Source organism: Actinoplanes flavus, from assembly GCF_017592555.1.
Classification (GTDB): domain Bacteria; phylum Actinomycetota; class Actinomycetes; order Mycobacteriales; family Micromonosporaceae; genus Actinoplanes; species Actinoplanes flavus.
In genome coordinates this window covers 119,223-133,327 of sequence record NZ_JAGFNS010000030.1, presented here as the reverse complement: position 1 = coordinate 133,327, position 14,105 = coordinate 119,223, and the positions used below count along the sequence as shown (strand labels likewise).

Here is a 14,105-nt window from a genome sequence, read left to right as displayed (position 1 = left end):
CTGCCTGGGCCGGCTGCGCGCGGCCCAGGCAGCCGATCAGCGTTCCGGCTGGTCGGTGTAGCCCTGGCTGATCTCGACGATGACGCCGTCGGGGTCCTTCACCCAGACGGTGCGCCAACCGGGTATGAACTCGTCGAAGGCCAGTGGCCCCAGCGACACGTCCAGGTCGCCGGGGACCTGGGCGAGGAAGTCGTCCAGGTCGTCGACCTGGAAGGCGAGGTGCCGCACCATGCCGGGATGTTGCGGCCCGTCGGCGCCGAAGCTCTCCGGTGACTCGCGGGCCGCGTCGAACAGTTCCAGATGGACGTCGCCCTGCCGCAGGAACACGATGTCGGTGCCGTCGGCGGTGACCACCCGGGACCGTTCGAACCCGAACATGTCGTGGTAGAACCGTTCGGTCGTCTCCTGGTCGCGGCAGTTGAGGCCGACGTGTGCCCAGCGCACCATCACTGCCCGCTCAGGACCGGCTGGAACGGGACGGTGTCGTGGCAGTTGCACATGTAGGTGATCTGCCCGTCGGCGACCTCGAAGTAGTTGCACACGTCGGCCTCGACGGTGGCGCCGTTCCGGGTGCGGCCGGAGATGTGTGAGACGACCGCCGCCTGGGTGTCCGACACGACCATGTGCCGGGGACGGTTGGCGAAGCTCGCGTACGTCTCGGGGAAGCCCTTCATCATCTCCCGCAGCGTCTCCCGGCCCTCCACGTGACCGGCGAGCTGCTCGTCCATGCGGGTGTCGGCGGAGAACAGGTCGCACCAGTCGTCCCACTCTCCCGCGTTGGCCAGTTCGTAGTAGCGATCGATGACCTGTCTGGTGTCCATTGTCGTCTCCTGACGTTTCTACTCCGGCAGTAGGACGCCGACCTGCCGCATCAGCCCGGTCGTGTCGGCCTGGACCCAGCGTTCGATGATCTTCCCGTTCTCGATGCGGTAGACCTCGATGCTGGTCCAGGTGATCGGCAGGCCGGTGGGCGCGATGTTGAAGATCGGGGCGATGTGGCGGCCGGTGAAGGTGATCTGCATGATCACCCGGCCGCCGTCGGCGGGGTAGAGGGCGTCCAGGCCGGCCCGGAAGTCGAGGGCCGCCTGCGCGCCGGCGAGCAGGCGCTTGAGGGCCTGGAGGCTGTCGACGTGCCAGGCCGGGTTGTGGTCGACGAAGTTCGGGGCGAACAGTTCGTCCATGTCGTCGTAGCGGCGGGCGTTGACGGCGTCGGTGACCCGCCGGACGAGGGCGACGTTCTCCTGGTCGATGGTGGTGAGGGCGGTGCTCATAGCGAGGTCAGTTCGTCGACGCGGTACTCGGCGATGGCGAGTCCCATCTCGGTGTGGGTGCGGCGCAGCACCCAGCGCTGGCGGGCGCGCATGGCGAGCCGGGTTCCGTCGGAGGTCTGGGTGGCCCGCCACACCACGACCACGTCGACGTTGATGTCGTCGCCGGCGGTGCTGGGGGTCACCTGTTCGACGATGTGCTGTTCGTCGGTGTAGGCGCGGCAGACCGTCGCGTACCAATCGCGGAAGTCGTCGATGGAATGCAGGGTCCGTTCCGGGAACACCATCTCCAGGCCGTCGGTGGCGAGGCAGTCGACCACCTCACCGGGCGGGGCGTGCTGGTCGAGGTACTTGAACCAGAGTGCGGCGAAGGCGGACACGGAGTCGGCCATGGTTTCGGACTTGGTCGTCACGGTGTGTCTCCAGGATCGTCGAGGACGGCCTCCACGAGGTACGGGCCGTCGTGGTCGAGCATCGTGCGCAGGATGGTGGGCAGTTCGGCGGCGTGCCGGGCCCGGGCGGCGGGCACCCCCATGCCGGCCGCGAGGTTCACGTAGTCGACGCGCGGTTCCCGTACGTCGAAGAACGGCGGGAACGCGGCGCCGGGATCGTCGTCGTGCTCCTGGCGGTACTGTTCGAGGTTGTCCTTGAGTAGCTGGTAGCCGCCGTTGTGGCAGATCACGAACTTGGCGCCGATCCGGTGGTGTGCGGCGGTCCACAGCGCCTGGCAGGTGTACATGCCGCCGCCGTCGCCGGTGAAGCCGACGACCGTACGCTCCGGGTGGGCGATCTTGGCGCCGATGGCGCCGGGGATGCCGACGCCGAGGGTGCCGCCGGGTGTCTGGAAGAAGTGTCCCGGCCGGGCGGGTGGCAGCCATCGGGTGAGCGCCGGTGAATTGGTCAGCGCCTCGTCGAAGACGATCGCGTCGTCCGGCAGCACGGCGGCCAGGGCGGCGGCGACCGCGGTCATCCGCAGCGGCGCGGAGTCGGCGTTGCGGCCGGCGCCGAGGTCGTCGTTCAGCGCCCGGTCGACTTCCGCGGTGCGCTGGACGGTGCGCCGGTGGACCCGTTCGGTGGCGGCGTGGCGCTGCGGATCGGTCATCGCCTCCTCGAGGGCGCCGGTCAGGGCGTGCAGGGTGAGCCGCGGGTCGCCGAGCATGCCGGTGGTCACCGGATGGTTCTTGGCGATGGCGTACGGGTCGAGGTCGACGTGCACGACGGTCGCGCCGGGCCGGAACGGGTTCTCCAGGTCGGGGAACACGTCCGGGAACACGTAGGTGCCGCAGATCAGCACCGCGTCGGCCTGGGCGACGAGGGAGGCGCTGGAGTCGCCGAACATGTGCCCGGTCAGGCCGCCCCACAGCGGGTGGGTCCACGGCATGAGCAGTTCGGAGGCCATCGCCCCGTACACGACGGCGCCCCAGATCTCGGCGAACCGGGTGAGTTCGCCGACCGCGCCGGAGGCGGCGATGCCGTCGCCCGCGAGGATCACCGGGGTGTGTGCGCCGGCCAGCGACCGGGCGGCCGCCTGGATCGCGCCGGGTTCCGGGACGACCCGGGTGTCCGGCACGGTGGTCGGCACCACGGGTTCGCCGGAGATCTGGTCGAGCACGTCCTGCGGAAGGGCCAGGAACACCGGTCCGCGCGGCGGGGTGGCGGCGACCTTGAGGCAGCGCCGGACCAGCCGCAGCAGGCTGTCCGGATGGGTGGCCCGGGTGGCGTACTTGGTGACCGGTTTGGCGATGTCGACGAGGTTCACCGACATGTGTGCCTCGAGCGCGTCGTAGGCGACACCCGCCTCGCCGGCCATCACGAGCATCGGGGTCTGCCGGTGCAGCGCGTGGTAGAGGCTGCCGACGGCGTTGCCGAGTCCGACGCCGCTGTGCAGCAGCACGACGCCGGGCCGGCCGGTGGCCTGCGCGTAGCCGTCGGCGGTGGACACCACCGCGGCCTCCTGGAGGCCGAGCACGTAGTCGATGTCGGGGAAGCGGGCGATCTCGTCGAGCAGGCCCTCCTCGCTGGAGCCGGGGTTGCCGAACAGGAATCGCACGCCGTCGGCGCGCAGCTGTTCGAGCAGGCGGCGGTGCCCGGTGGCCAGCAGTTCCGGGGCCTGGGGCCGGTCGGTGGTCGCGGTCATGAGACACCTGCCGGCACGGCGGACCTGGTCAGGACCTCGGAGATCACGGTACGGGCGAACTGTCCCGCCTGCGCCCCGGTCCGGCCGGTGACCAGATCGTCGTCGACCACCACGTCGGCGTCGACGTACCGGGCGCCCATGTTGAGGGCGTCGCCGTACAGGTTGGGGTGGCAGGTGAGACGGCGGCCGCGGACCAGTTCGGGGGTGCGCGACAGCAGCCACAGCCCGTGGCAGATGATCCCCTTCACGATGTGGGGTTCGGCGAAGGCCCGGCGTACGAAATCGGTGGCGGGTGGCAGTTTCGCCAGGTCCTCGCTGTACCGCAGCCGGTCGGCGACCATGGCGGACGGCACGATGATCGCCGAGTAGGACCGCAGCGTGTCGTCGTCCATGTTCTCGAAGGACTCGGCGCAGACGAACGGGGCCTTGTACTCGTGGCCGGTGAAGGTGATCGACTCCTGGCCCCAGAGGCGGGTGAGGAAGTGCAGTTCGGCGCCCTCCTCCGGGAACCGGTAGGAGTAGTACCAGATCTCGTGCTCGTAGAAGTCGCTCTCGACCAGGATCGCGATCCGGCGCCCGGCCAGTGCCCCGGTCACCAGCCGTACCGCCGTAGCCCTTGGCCGAGCACGCCGACCAGCGCCCGTCCACAGCCGACCGACGACTCGGTGGAGCGGGCGGTGATGAACGGGTAGTCGACGATGACCGACTCGGCGTGGCCGACGTTGCCGATGAACTCGCCGTCGGGGCCGACCGCGTCGCGCAGGATGAACTCCAGCGGGTAGAACGGTGGACCGAAGTTGACGTACCCGTCGCCGAAGCCGCGGTGGGAGCCGTCGAGGGCGTGCGGGCCCTCGAAGCCGGTGCCGTCGTGGTAGTCGTAGTCGATGGGATGGCCGGTGACCCGCTTGCCGCGGATGATGCTCAGTTTGCGCAGCGGGTCGCGGGCGAAGGCGAGCGCCGCGACGCCGTAGCAGACCGCCGCGACGGGCCGGTCGAGGCGGACGAAGCCGAGGATCAGCTCGTGCAGGCGCTGGTTGTTGGCAATGTCGATCATGGCGCCGCTGCCGCCGACGATGACGAGCGCGTCGTACGCGGGCAGGTCGTGGGTGACCACGCGCTCGATCGTGCGGTAGTACTCCTCGGCGTCGCGCAGGTAGGTCGGTGAGCTGGGGTAGGGCCGTTCCGGCAGCCAGCCGGCCAGGTCGTGCGGTTTGTCGAGCCGGTCTGAGGCGTCGAGCTCCCGGGTCTTGCGGGCCATCTCGGCGCTGGTCACCGACTTGCCCTGGGGCGGGTCGACGAAGCCGGGGCTCATGCTGACCGCCAGCGGGGTCGGCCGGGCGCCGGTCGGGGTGACGAACTCGACCTCGTACCCGGCCTGGTCGCAGGCTTCGAGGGGGCCGATCAGCTCCTCGCCCCAGTAGCCCCACTCGGAGATGACGAACAGAACCTTCTTCATCGGGGGCCTCCCGTGGTCGCGAGTTCCTGGATCAGTTCGCTGTCGCGCAGTTGCGCGGCGACCTGGCCGGTGGCGTTGATGACGGCGATCGTGAAGTCGGAGTGCTGGCGGGTGAGGGCGAAGTCGCGGACCACCGCGCTGTCGAGGTGGATCAGGTCGGCGGCGTCCAGGGTGATCGCGGTGCAGCCGGCCTGGCGGGCCTCGTCGAGGCGGGCGTGCAGGATCGGCAGGGTGTTCAGGCTCAGGGTGCCGTCGAGGGAGATGTCGGCCCGGCCGCCGTCGGTGCTGGTGAGGTCGGCGCTGAACGCCAGCCCGGCGGGGGTCATGCGTACCCGTACCGTCTGGGGTTGGTCGGCGTGCGGGAGGGTGACGGTGAGCGCGTCCGGGTCGAAGTCGTGGTGTTCGTGGCCGTTGATCCAGACCTGCAGGATCTGCGTGCGGCCGGGCGGCAGCAGGTCGGGCGCCACCCGGAGGATGGCGCCGAACGCGCCGGGCTGGGGCTGGAACCACAGGTCGAGTGGTTCCTCGCGGCGCAGCAGGTTGCCGTAGACGGCGGCCAGGAAACCGAGTTCGGCGCTGTGGTACATGGCCATCGAGTGGGAGCCCTTGCTGCGTTCGCCGCCCAGCTCGAACGGGATGCCGTTGGCGAGGACGTTGAAGTAGACGCCGCCGGCGCCGGTGTCGAGCATCCAGGCGTTGTAGAAGGCGGCGCCCTCGCGGGCCTGTTTGGCGTATTCGGGGCGGTGCAGCAGCCCGTCGAGGATCAGGTAGGCGAGGATGCCCTGTTCCTGCTGCCACCAGGCTTTGCGGTCGTGCCACACGAGACGGTGGAAGTGTTCGCCGGAGCCGGTGACGCGTTCCACCATGTCGTACCAGCCGCCGCGCTGCGGGTCGGCGCCGACGGACGGCATCAGGTCGGCGATGCGGGTGGCGAGGGCGACGTAGGAGTCCTTGGGGCGCAGGCTGTTCATGCGCATCAGGTTCCAGGCGATCTTCAGGTTGTGGCCGACGATGGCCCGGTTCTGCTGCTGGCCGTAGCTCTGGTCCTTGCTCCAGTCGCCGAAGAACTTCTCCTGGACGAACGGGCTGGCGTCGTAGTCGGGGAAGTGGCCGACGACCGTGTCGCAGCAGTCCTCGAGCATGTCGGCGTACCGCTGCTCGCCGGTGGCCAGGAAGAGGTTGATGAGGTAGGCGGGGATGTGGTCGCCGACCGAGTTCCAGTTCTTGCGGTCGGCGTTGGTGTGACCGTCGGTGTCCAGGGCGGGGCTGCGCGGGTCGAAGGTGACCGGGTCGATGTGCGAGTAGTAGCCGCCCCGGTCCGGGTCGCGGAAGTATTTCTGGAACAGGTTGATGGTCAGGTCGATGATCTCGCGCAGTTTCGGCTCGCCGGTGATCCGGTAGACCTGGGTGAGGCCGGCGACCGCGTAGATCTGCTCGTAGCAGGGGATGGCGTTGTAGTCGTCGCCGAACTCGGACGCCAGGATCTTGCGCTCGCCGCCGTCGGGCAGCACGTCGATGGCGTGGTACCAGTAGGCGATGCGCTGGCTGCGGTCGACGGCGCAGAAGTGCTCGATGAGGTATTCGGCGCCGGCGACGGCGGCGTCCAGGTAGGCCTGGCCGCCGTTGAGCAGGTAGGCGGTGGACAGTCCGTAGATGAGCCGGGAGATGGTGTCGGTCTCCTGCCGGATCGTCTGGGTCTTGGTGCCGAGCATCGACAGGTCGGTGCGGTAGCCGCGGTAGTCGTAGCCGGTGCCGGCGCCGGCGCCTCCGAACTCGGCCAGCAGGTAGAAGTCGGCGATGGCGCGGACCTGCCGCTGCCACCAGTCGGGGGACTCGAACCGGTATTCGTCGGCCTCCTTGCCGAACAGCACGACGTGTTTGGCCTCGAAGCCGGTGCCGTTGTCCTCGTTGGGGTAGAAGACGCCGTAGACGTGGATGAACCGGCCGGGTTGCAGCAGGCCGCGCAGTTGGGCGCCGGCGTCGACGTACGCCTCGCCGAGGTTGCGCAGCATCTCCGCGACGGTGGTCGCGGTGAGCCGGGCGGCGAACGGCCGCCCGTCGGAGGTGCGCAGGCCGACCGTGTCGGTGTCCGGGTCGTAGCCGGTGACGTACCCGGCGACCAGGTCGGAAAAGGTGAAGGTGATCTGGTTGACCTGGTCGTCCAGGCCGATGGCAGGGTTCACGGTGTCTCTCCAGACAGGGCCCGCAGCAGCACGATGCTGTGCGCGGTGACCAGATAGCCGGCGGTGGTGACGGGCTGCTCGGCGCCGAAGTCGGCGATGTCGGCCGGTGCGGCGAGCGCGGTGTCGACGACCCGTGCCCAACGGCGTCCCGGGTCGAGGTCGAAGGTCAGCGCCTCGGTGTACATGTTCATCATCAGGTGCAGGTCGGGCTCGCCACCGAGGCCGGCGATGGTGCAGGCGAAGGCGCGTCCCAGCGGGTCCTGCCAGTCGGGCCGGTCGAGCCGGGTGCCGTGCCAGCGGATGTCGGGCACGCCGCGTTCGTCGGGCAGTCCGGTGTAGAACCCGTCGTGCCGCAACGTCGCGTGGCGGCGGCGCAGCGCGATCAGCTGGGTCCAGAACCGCAGCAGGCCGTGGTTCTGCTCGGCCGCGGTCCAGTCGAACCAGCCGATCGGGTTGTCCTGGCAGTAGGCGTTGTTGTTGCCCTGCTGGGTGCGGGCCACCTCGTCCCCGGCGGTGATCATCGGCACGCCCCGGGAGAGCAGCAGCAGGACGGCGAAGTTCTTGATCTGCCGGGCCCGCAGCGCGAGCACCCCGGGATCGTCGGTGGGTCCTTCGGCGCCGCAGTTCCAGCTGAGATTGTCGTCGTTGCCGTCCCGGTTGTCCTCGCCGTTGGCCTCGTTGTGTTTGCGGTCGTAGGCGACCAGGTCGGCCAGGGTGAATCCGTCGTGGCAGGTGACGAAGTTGACGCTGTTCACCGGCCGGTGCCCGCGCGCCTGGTAGAGGTCGGCGCTGCCGCCGAGCCGGTCGGCCATCGCACCGATGAGGCCGGGCTCACCGCGGACGAACCGGCGTACCGTGTCGCGGAACCGGCCGTTCCATTCGGCCCACCGGTATCCGGGATAGCTGCCGACCTCGTAGGCGCCGGCGGCGTCCCACGCCTCGGCGATGATCTTCGTGTTGGCGAGGGTGTCGGACAGTTCGATCTGCCACACCACCGGCGGTTCGTCGAGGACGCCGCCGCCGGGCCCACGGGTCAGCACCGCGGCCTCGTCGAAGCGGAAGCCGTCGACGTGCATCTCCCGTACCCAGTACTCCAGGCAGTCCACGATCATCTTGGTGACGATCGGATGGTTGGCCATGAGCGTGTTGCCGCAACCCGAGTAGTCGTCGTAGTAGCGGCGGTCGGCCTGGTGCAGGTAGTAGTAGTTGGCGTTGTCCAGGCCCGCCCAGCAGAACAGCGGCCCCAGGTGGTTGCCCTCGTCGGTGTGGTTGAAGACGACGTCGAGGATGACCTCGATCCCGGCGCGGTGCAGGGCTTTGACCATGTCCCGGAACTCGGCGACGTGGGTGCCCGCCTGCGGCGCCACGCAGTAGCCGGCGTGCGGGGCGAAGAATCCGGCGGTGCTGTAGCCCCAGTAGTTGTTCACGGTCGCGTCGAAGTCGCACACCGGCAGCAGTTCCACGGCCGTGACGCCGAGCGCCGTGAGGTAGGGGATCTTGTCGATGATCGCGGCGAACGTGCCGGGCCGGGCCACTCCGGACCCGGGCGACCGGGTGAAGCCGCCGACGTGTAGCTCGTAGATCACCATCTCGGACATCGGGCGGTTCAGCGGCCGGTCGCCCTCCCAGTCGTAGTACCGCTCGTCGATCACCGCGCATCGCAGCGAGGTCGCCGTCGTGTCGCCCGGCCCGCAGGCCGCCTCCCGGTCCCAACGGCCACGGTCAAGACCACGGGCGTACGGGTCGGCGAGCACCTTGCCGGAGTCGAACCGCATGCCGAGCGCCCGTGCGCCGTCTCCTTCCGGGCCGAACACCCGGAGGGCGTAGAACGACGGCGCGCGCTGGCCCCGCAGGTACACGTGCCAGACGGCGAAGCTGCGGTTGCGGTCCGGGTCGAGGGTGACCGTCTGCACCGGTTCGGCGTCGCCGGGCTGGTCGAAGACGAGCAGCTCGATGCCGGTGGCGTGTTCGGAGAAGAACGCGTAGTTCACGCCGTCGTCGTCCGGGGTGGCCCCGAGCGGGTGGCTGCGGCCCGGCTCGGGTTGAAAGTGGGCTTCGCCGGCGGCGTACGGCCGGCGGAGCTGGCTGACGCTCATGCCAGAAGCCTAGGGAGTAACGCGAGTAATTTTCGTGTTACCGGGCAACCGGAACGGCCTCTCAGCCGCGAGACTCCAGAAGCTCCACGACGTGGCGATAGCTGTTCGGCTGGATGCTGACCCGGCCGTCGAACGGATAGTTCAGCTCGACGGCCAGGAACACGTTGACCCCGATCGTGGCGGCCACCCCGGCGACCAGGACGCGGCGCAGCAGGCCGTCCCGGATGCCGCAGGTCACGCACAACGACAGCACGACCACCGAGCCGGTGAGCACGGATATCCACACCACATCCGGCAACTGCTGCTCATGAGCCAGGCGTACGGCGTCGGCCCGCAACTCCGTCGCCGCCGCCAGCCGCCGCACCGCGTCCAGCACGAACGCACGCTGCGCCTCGGTCTGCGGCGTGATCGCGCCGATCGTCGACGCCAGCGAATCGAGCGCGTCGCCGACCACCGGCGCCGCGTCGCCCCGGACCCGGTTCGGCCAGTTGTCCAGAACGCCGCGGTTGTACTCCAGCACCGCCTCGTCGATCGCCGACCGCACCGCCGGATCACACACCCGGCCCGCCTCGGCCACCGCGGCCAGATTCATCGCCTCCGCCTCGGTGGACGCCCGGGCCTCGCTGCGTTTCTCCCACAGCGTCACCACACACAGGCCGATCGCCACCGAGTACACCACCGCCGCCGCGGACAGCATGATCCCGGTCGCGTCGTTGTGCTCGCCGCGCCGCCAATGCGGCACCCACCGGTGCACCAGCGACTCCAGCAACAGCATGAACGCCGGTAACCCGATCACCAGAACGATCAGGAGGAGCCACTCCGGCACCTCGGCCGCGAGCCACTTCGCCATCGTGCCGCATCCCTCCGATGAGGTTCCCCCTGGGCATTCTTGTCCGGCGGGCGCCGGCCGGACGCCTTTTCCCGATCTCCACCGCCGCCGGAATCCGTCCCCGACAATGGACAAATGCGACGTGCCGTCCTGTCCATGTTGGTAGCCGCCACCCTCGTCCCGGCCGCCCCGGCCACCGCCGCGGACGCCGGATGCGCACCGTCCGCGCGGCCGCACGGCACCGCCGCGAGGATCGTGGACATCGCCCGTGCCACCGGGCGCGAACTCGACCTCAGCGCGACCATCGTGCGGGTCACCGTCGGCGGGAAGGAGATCGTGACCGCCGCCTCCGGGCAGTCCATGTCCGGCGTTCCGGCCACCACCGACATGCGGTTCCGTACCGGCGCGGTCGGTATCACCTACCTGACCGTTCTGCTGCTGCAACTGGCCGACCAGGGTGTGGTGGACCTCGACGAGCCGATCGCCCGCTGGTTCCCGGAGCTGCCACGCGCCGACAAGGTCACCCTGCGGATGCTCGGCAGCAGCACCTCCGGCTACCCCGACTACGTCACCTACCAGCCGTTCGTCGACAAGCTCTACAACGACCCGTTCCAGCAGTGGACCGAGCAGCAGCTCATCGACCTGGCCCTGGCCCGGCCGCTGTGGTACGAGCCCGGCACCAACTGGAGCTATTCACACGCCAACTTCGTCATCCTCGGCCGCATCCTGCAACGCGTCACCGGCACCCCACTGGACCGTCTGATCCACCGGCGGATCGTGCGGCCACTGGGCCTCACCACCACCGTCAGCACCGACGACGCCGTCATACCCGGACCGGTGCTGCACGGCTACACCATCGAACGCGGCCGGTTCGAGGACTCCACCTACTGGAACCCGTCCTGGACCACCGCCCACGGCGCCATCCTCACCTCCGACATCTGCGACCTCGCCACCTCGGCGCGCGCCGTCGGCGACGGCCGGCTGCTGTCCGCCCGGGCCCAGCGCACCCTGCTCGACCCGGGCACCGTCGGCCTCGGCGGGCCCACCGGCACCTGCCCGGCGACGATCTGCGTCCACCAGCCCTCGCGGCGCCACTACGGGCTCGGCGTGGACGTCGAGGACGGCTGGATCAAGCAGACCCCGTCGTTCGCCGGCTACTCCGCCGTCCAGGCCTATCTGCCCGGCCGGGACATCGCCATCGCGGTCGCCGCCACCCGCGGCCGCACCACCACCGAGGTCAACGCCGCCCGGACCATCGCCGACCGGATAGTCGCGCAGCTCACCCGGCCGGATAACCCCTAAAGCGGAGCTGTGCCGCGACCGATCTACGGGTCGAAGCCGGGAAGATCCGGCGGCTTCGCGACAAGGGGGGGTTTTCGGTGGCACGATGGGTCGCATGGGCGGCAACGGCAGCGTTGCTGGCTACAACGGCAGCTTGCGGCAGTGAGTCCGACACCACGGCCGCCGCGGCCGCCGGGCAGGGCGTGATCGGGCTGGCCATGCCGACGAAGACGTCGGAACGGTGGATCGCCGACGGTGAAAACATGGAGAAGCAGTTCCAGCTGCTCGGCTACCGCACCGACATGCAGTACGCCGACGACGACATTCAGCGGCAGGTCGACCAGATCGACGCGATGGTCGACGCCAAGGTCAGCGCGCTGGTGATCGGCGCCATCGACGGCACCGCCCTCAAGAGCGTGCTCGCCAAGGCGGCCCGCGCCGACATCCCGGTGATCGCCTACGACCGGCTGATCCGTGACAGCGGTGACATCGCCTACTACGCGACGTTCGACAACTTCAAGGTCGGTGTCCAGCAGGGCAACACGATCGTGGAGGCGCTCAAGCTGCGTACCGCGAAGGGCCCGTTCAACATCGAACTGTTCGCCGGGTCGCCGGACGACAACAACGCCACCTTCTTCTTCAACGGGGCGATGAGCGTGCTCAAGCCGTACATCTCCGCCGGCAAGCTGGTGGTGCGCAGCGGCGAGACGAAGTTCGAGCGGGTCGGGACCCTGCGCTGGGAGAACGCGGTGGCGCAGAAGCGGATGGCCGCGCTGTTGAAGTCCGACTACGGCAATGCCCGTGTCGACGCGGTGCTCGCGCCCAACGACGGAATCGCCCGCGGCATCCTGGCCTCCCTGGAGGAGGCCGGCTACGGCACCAAGGCCCGTCCGCTGCCGGTGCTGACCGGCCAGGACGCCGAGCTGGACTCGGTCAAGCTGATCGCCGAGGGCCGGCAGACCGAGACCGTTTACAAGGACACCCGTGAGCTGGCCAAGGTCGCGGTCCAGATGACCGACGCCGTGCTCAGCGACGAGAAGCCGATGGTCAACGACACGAAGCAGTACCACAACGGGGTCGAGATCGTGCCGACCTTCCTGCTGCAGCCGGTGAACGTGGACAAGTCGAACTACGAGCGTGTCCTCATCGAAGGCGGCTACTACACCGCCGAGCAGATCGCCGCCTGATGAACGCCACCGAAAGGAAGCCCGAGGTGCTGAAGAACAGCATTCTCCGAGACGCCCCGGTCTGGGCTAAACTGACCGCTCTGGTCGGGGCCGGAGTGCTCGCCGTTGGCGCCTGCGTCGGCGTGACCCTCTACAACAACCACGTCGCCGACGACACCGCGGAACGCCTCACCCGCCTCAACGCCGCCAGCGCGATCGTGCTGCGCCTCGACCGGGTCGCCAGCGAGCTCAAGGTCAACGGCCTGCAGGCGATCACCCGCGGCGACGCCGGCGAACAGACCGCGCTCCTCAAGGCCCGTCTCGACGAGGCCGGCGACCTGTTGGGCGACCTCCAGTCCGTCGAGCTCGACAGCGACCTGGCCGCGGCCGTCGCCCGGATCCAGGCGGTCTACGGGGACTACACCCAGGTGATCGAGCGGTTCGTGAGCGGCGCGGTGGCCGACCAGGACGAGGCTCGCCTCGCCTGGGAGCAGATCGACGTCGACAACTACATGACTAGCGCGGTGCTGCAGAACGAGCGGGCGCTCTTCGCCAACCGGGTCGCCGAGGCCACCCAGGAGGCCGCCGACACCCGGGACAAGGCACAGCTCGTACTGATCATCAGTGCCCTGGCCGGCACGGTCATGCTCGTCCTGATCGCCAGGATCATCGTGACCTCGATCACCCGGCCGCTGGAGCGTGTGCGTACCGCGCTCAAGGCGATGGCCGACGGCGACCTGACGGTCACCGCGGACGTCACATCCAGGGACGAGGTCGGCCAGATGGCGCAGGCTCTCGACGAGGCACAGGGCAACATGCGTACGGTCGTCGCACAGGCCGCCGCGTCGGCACATACTCTGGCGGCCGCCGCCGAGGAGATGACCATGACCGCCGGGGCCATCGAGGAGACCGCCGCAGGTTCGTCCTCGCAGGCCCGGGACATGTCCGGCGCCGCCGCGTCGGTGTCGTCGAACGTCGGCGCGGTCGCCGCCGGCGCGCAGGAGATGGCCGAGTCGATCCGGGAGATCGCGCAGAGCACCTCCCGGGCGGCCGACGTGGCCAACCAGGCCGTGGACGTGGCCCGCTCCACCAGCGTGCACATCGACAAGCTGGGCGCCTCGTCGGCGGAGATCGCCAGCGTGGTGCAGGCGATCACCGCGATCGCCGAGCAGACCAACCTGCTCGCCCTCAACGCCACCATCGAGGCGGCGCGTGCCGGCGAGGCCGGCAAGGGCTTCGCCGTGGTGGCCTCCGAGGTGAAGGACCTGGCCCAGGAGACCGCCCGGGCGACCGAGGACATCACCCGCCGGGTCGCGGCGATCCAGTCCGACACCGCCGGCGCGGTCGAGGCGATCAGCCAGATCACCTCGGTGATCGAGCAGATCAACAGCTTCCAGACCACCATCGCCTCGGCGGTGGAGGAGCAGACCGCCACCACCGCCGAGATGAACCGCGGCATCACCGCGGTCGCCGACGGCGCGGAGACCATCGCGGGTGGTGTGGCCGGGCTGGCGTCCGCCTCCGAGCGGACCACCGAGGGTGCCGCCCAGTCCCGGCAGGCGGTCACCGAGCTCAGCACGATGGCCAACGAGTTGCAGACCCTGGTGGCCCGCTTCCGTACCTGAGCAGTCCGACCGTGAGATACCGCCGCGGCCGGCGGGGGCGGACCCAAGGCCCGCCCGGGCCGGG

The 14,105-nt window shown here is 69.6% G+C and carries 13 protein-coding genes; 3 read left to right on the top strand and 10 right to left on the bottom strand.

Annotated features, from left to right (window positions below; translation table 11 throughout):
- Window positions 1–36: 36 nt before the first annotated feature.
- From J5X75_RS35075 to J5X75_RS35030, 10 genes are all read right to left on the bottom strand, one after another.
- Entirely contained in the window at window positions 37–444 is a 408-nt protein-coding gene (locus J5X75_RS35075; RefSeq protein ID WP_208471932.1) for a VOC family protein, read from the bottom strand.
- A gap of 2 nt (window positions 445–446) precedes the next feature.
- The gene (locus J5X75_RS35070) at window positions 447–821 is read right to left on the bottom strand and encodes a nuclear transport factor 2 family protein (protein ID WP_208471931.1); all 375 of its coding nucleotides are present in this window, start codon (window positions 819–821) and stop codon (window positions 447–449) included.
- An 18-nt stretch (window positions 822–839) separates the two neighbouring features.
- Complete coding sequence (locus tag J5X75_RS35065) at window positions 840–1,271, bottom strand: ester cyclase (RefSeq protein WP_208471930.1); 432 nt, start codon at window positions 1,269–1,271, stop codon at window positions 840–842.
- Window positions 1,268–1,681 carry a nuclear transport factor 2 family protein gene (locus J5X75_RS35060; RefSeq protein WP_208471929.1) on the bottom strand — a complete coding sequence of 138 codons (414 nt, stop codon included), beginning with the start codon at window positions 1,679–1,681 and terminating at the stop codon, window positions 1,268–1,270. Before J5X75_RS35060 ends, J5X75_RS35065 begins: the two co-directional genes overlap by 4 nt.
- Window positions 1,678–3,405, bottom strand: coding sequence for a thiamine pyrophosphate-binding protein (locus tag J5X75_RS35055; protein ID WP_208471928.1), 1,728 nt, complete (start codon window positions 3,403–3,405; stop codon window positions 1,678–1,680). Before J5X75_RS35055 ends, J5X75_RS35060 begins: the two co-directional genes overlap by 4 nt.
- Window positions 3,402–4,001 (bottom strand): DJ-1/PfpI family protein, encoded by a 600-nt coding sequence (locus J5X75_RS35050; protein WP_208471927.1) that lies wholly within the window; start codon window positions 3,999–4,001, stop codon window positions 3,402–3,404. Before J5X75_RS35050 ends, J5X75_RS35055 begins: the two co-directional genes overlap by 4 nt.
- Window positions 3,998–4,861, bottom strand: a complete 864-nt coding sequence (locus J5X75_RS35045; protein ID WP_208471926.1) for a type 1 glutamine amidotransferase domain-containing protein — start codon at window positions 4,859–4,861, stop codon at window positions 3,998–4,000. Before J5X75_RS35045 ends, J5X75_RS35050 begins: the two co-directional genes overlap by 4 nt.
- On the bottom strand, window positions 4,858–7,044 hold the full coding sequence (locus tag J5X75_RS35040; RefSeq protein ID WP_208471925.1) for an AGE family epimerase/isomerase: 2,187 nt from the start codon (window positions 7,042–7,044) through the stop codon (window positions 4,858–4,860). Before J5X75_RS35040 ends, J5X75_RS35045 begins: the two co-directional genes overlap by 4 nt.
- Window positions 7,041–9,140 carry a glycogen debranching protein GlgX gene (gene glgX / locus J5X75_RS35035; protein WP_208471924.1) on the bottom strand — a complete coding sequence of 700 codons (2,100 nt, stop codon included), beginning with the start codon at window positions 9,138–9,140 and terminating at the stop codon, window positions 7,041–7,043. Before glgX ends, J5X75_RS35040 begins: the two co-directional genes overlap by 4 nt.
- 61 nt (window positions 9,141–9,201) lie before the next feature.
- Complete coding sequence (locus J5X75_RS35030) at window positions 9,202–9,990, bottom strand: bestrophin-like domain (protein ID WP_208471923.1); 789 nt, start codon at window positions 9,988–9,990, stop codon at window positions 9,202–9,204.
- A 114-nt stretch (window positions 9,991–10,104) separates the two neighbouring features.
- Here J5X75_RS35030 and J5X75_RS35025 point away from each other — a divergent pair, with 114 nt between their 5' ends.
- From J5X75_RS35025 to J5X75_RS35015, 3 genes are all read left to right on the top strand, one after another.
- Window positions 10,105–11,271, top strand: coding sequence for a serine hydrolase domain-containing protein (locus J5X75_RS35025; protein ID WP_208471922.1), 1,167 nt, complete (start codon window positions 10,105–10,107; stop codon window positions 11,269–11,271).
- 77 nt (window positions 11,272–11,348) lie between these two features.
- Window positions 11,349–12,437 (top strand): multiple monosaccharide ABC transporter substrate-binding protein, encoded by a 1,089-nt coding sequence (gene chvE, locus J5X75_RS35020; protein WP_307798460.1) that lies wholly within the window; start codon window positions 11,349–11,351, stop codon window positions 12,435–12,437.
- A complete protein-coding gene (locus J5X75_RS35015; protein WP_238490489.1) occupies window positions 12,437–14,041 on the top strand; it encodes a methyl-accepting chemotaxis protein in 1,605 nt (534 codons plus the stop codon). Before chvE ends, J5X75_RS35015 begins: the two co-directional genes overlap by 1 nt.
- Window positions 14,042–14,105: the final 64 nt, after the last annotated feature.

Excerpts from the sequence above, each read along its gene's own strand:
- J5X75_RS35070 (WP_208471931.1), bottom strand. The coding sequence starts at position 821 with ATGGACACCAGACAGGTCATCGATCGCTACTACGAACTGGCCAACGCG.
- J5X75_RS35065 (WP_208471930.1), bottom strand. The coding sequence starts at position 1,271 with ATGAGCACCGCCCTCACCACCATCGACCAGGAGAACGTCGCCCTCGTC.
- J5X75_RS35055 (WP_208471928.1), bottom strand. The coding sequence starts at position 3,405 with ATGACCGCGACCACCGACCGGCCCCAGGCCCCGGAACTGCTGGCCACC.
- J5X75_RS35045 (WP_208471926.1), bottom strand. The coding sequence starts at position 4,861 with ATGAAGAAGGTTCTGTTCGTCATCTCCGAGTGGGGCTACTGGGGCGAG.
- glgX (WP_208471924.1), bottom strand. The coding sequence starts at position 9,140 with ATGAGCGTCAGCCAGCTCCGCCGGCCGTACGCCGCCGGCGAAGCCCAC.
- J5X75_RS35030 (WP_208471923.1), bottom strand. The coding sequence starts at position 9,990 with ATGGCGAAGTGGCTCGCGGCCGAGGTGCCGGAGTGGCTCCTCCTGATC.
- J5X75_RS35025 (WP_208471922.1), top strand. The coding sequence starts at position 10,105 with ATGCGACGTGCCGTCCTGTCCATGTTGGTAGCCGCCACCCTCGTCCCG.
- J5X75_RS35015 (WP_238490489.1), top strand. The coding sequence starts at position 12,437 with ATGAACGCCACCGAAAGGAAGCCCGAGGTGCTGAAGAACAGCATTCTC.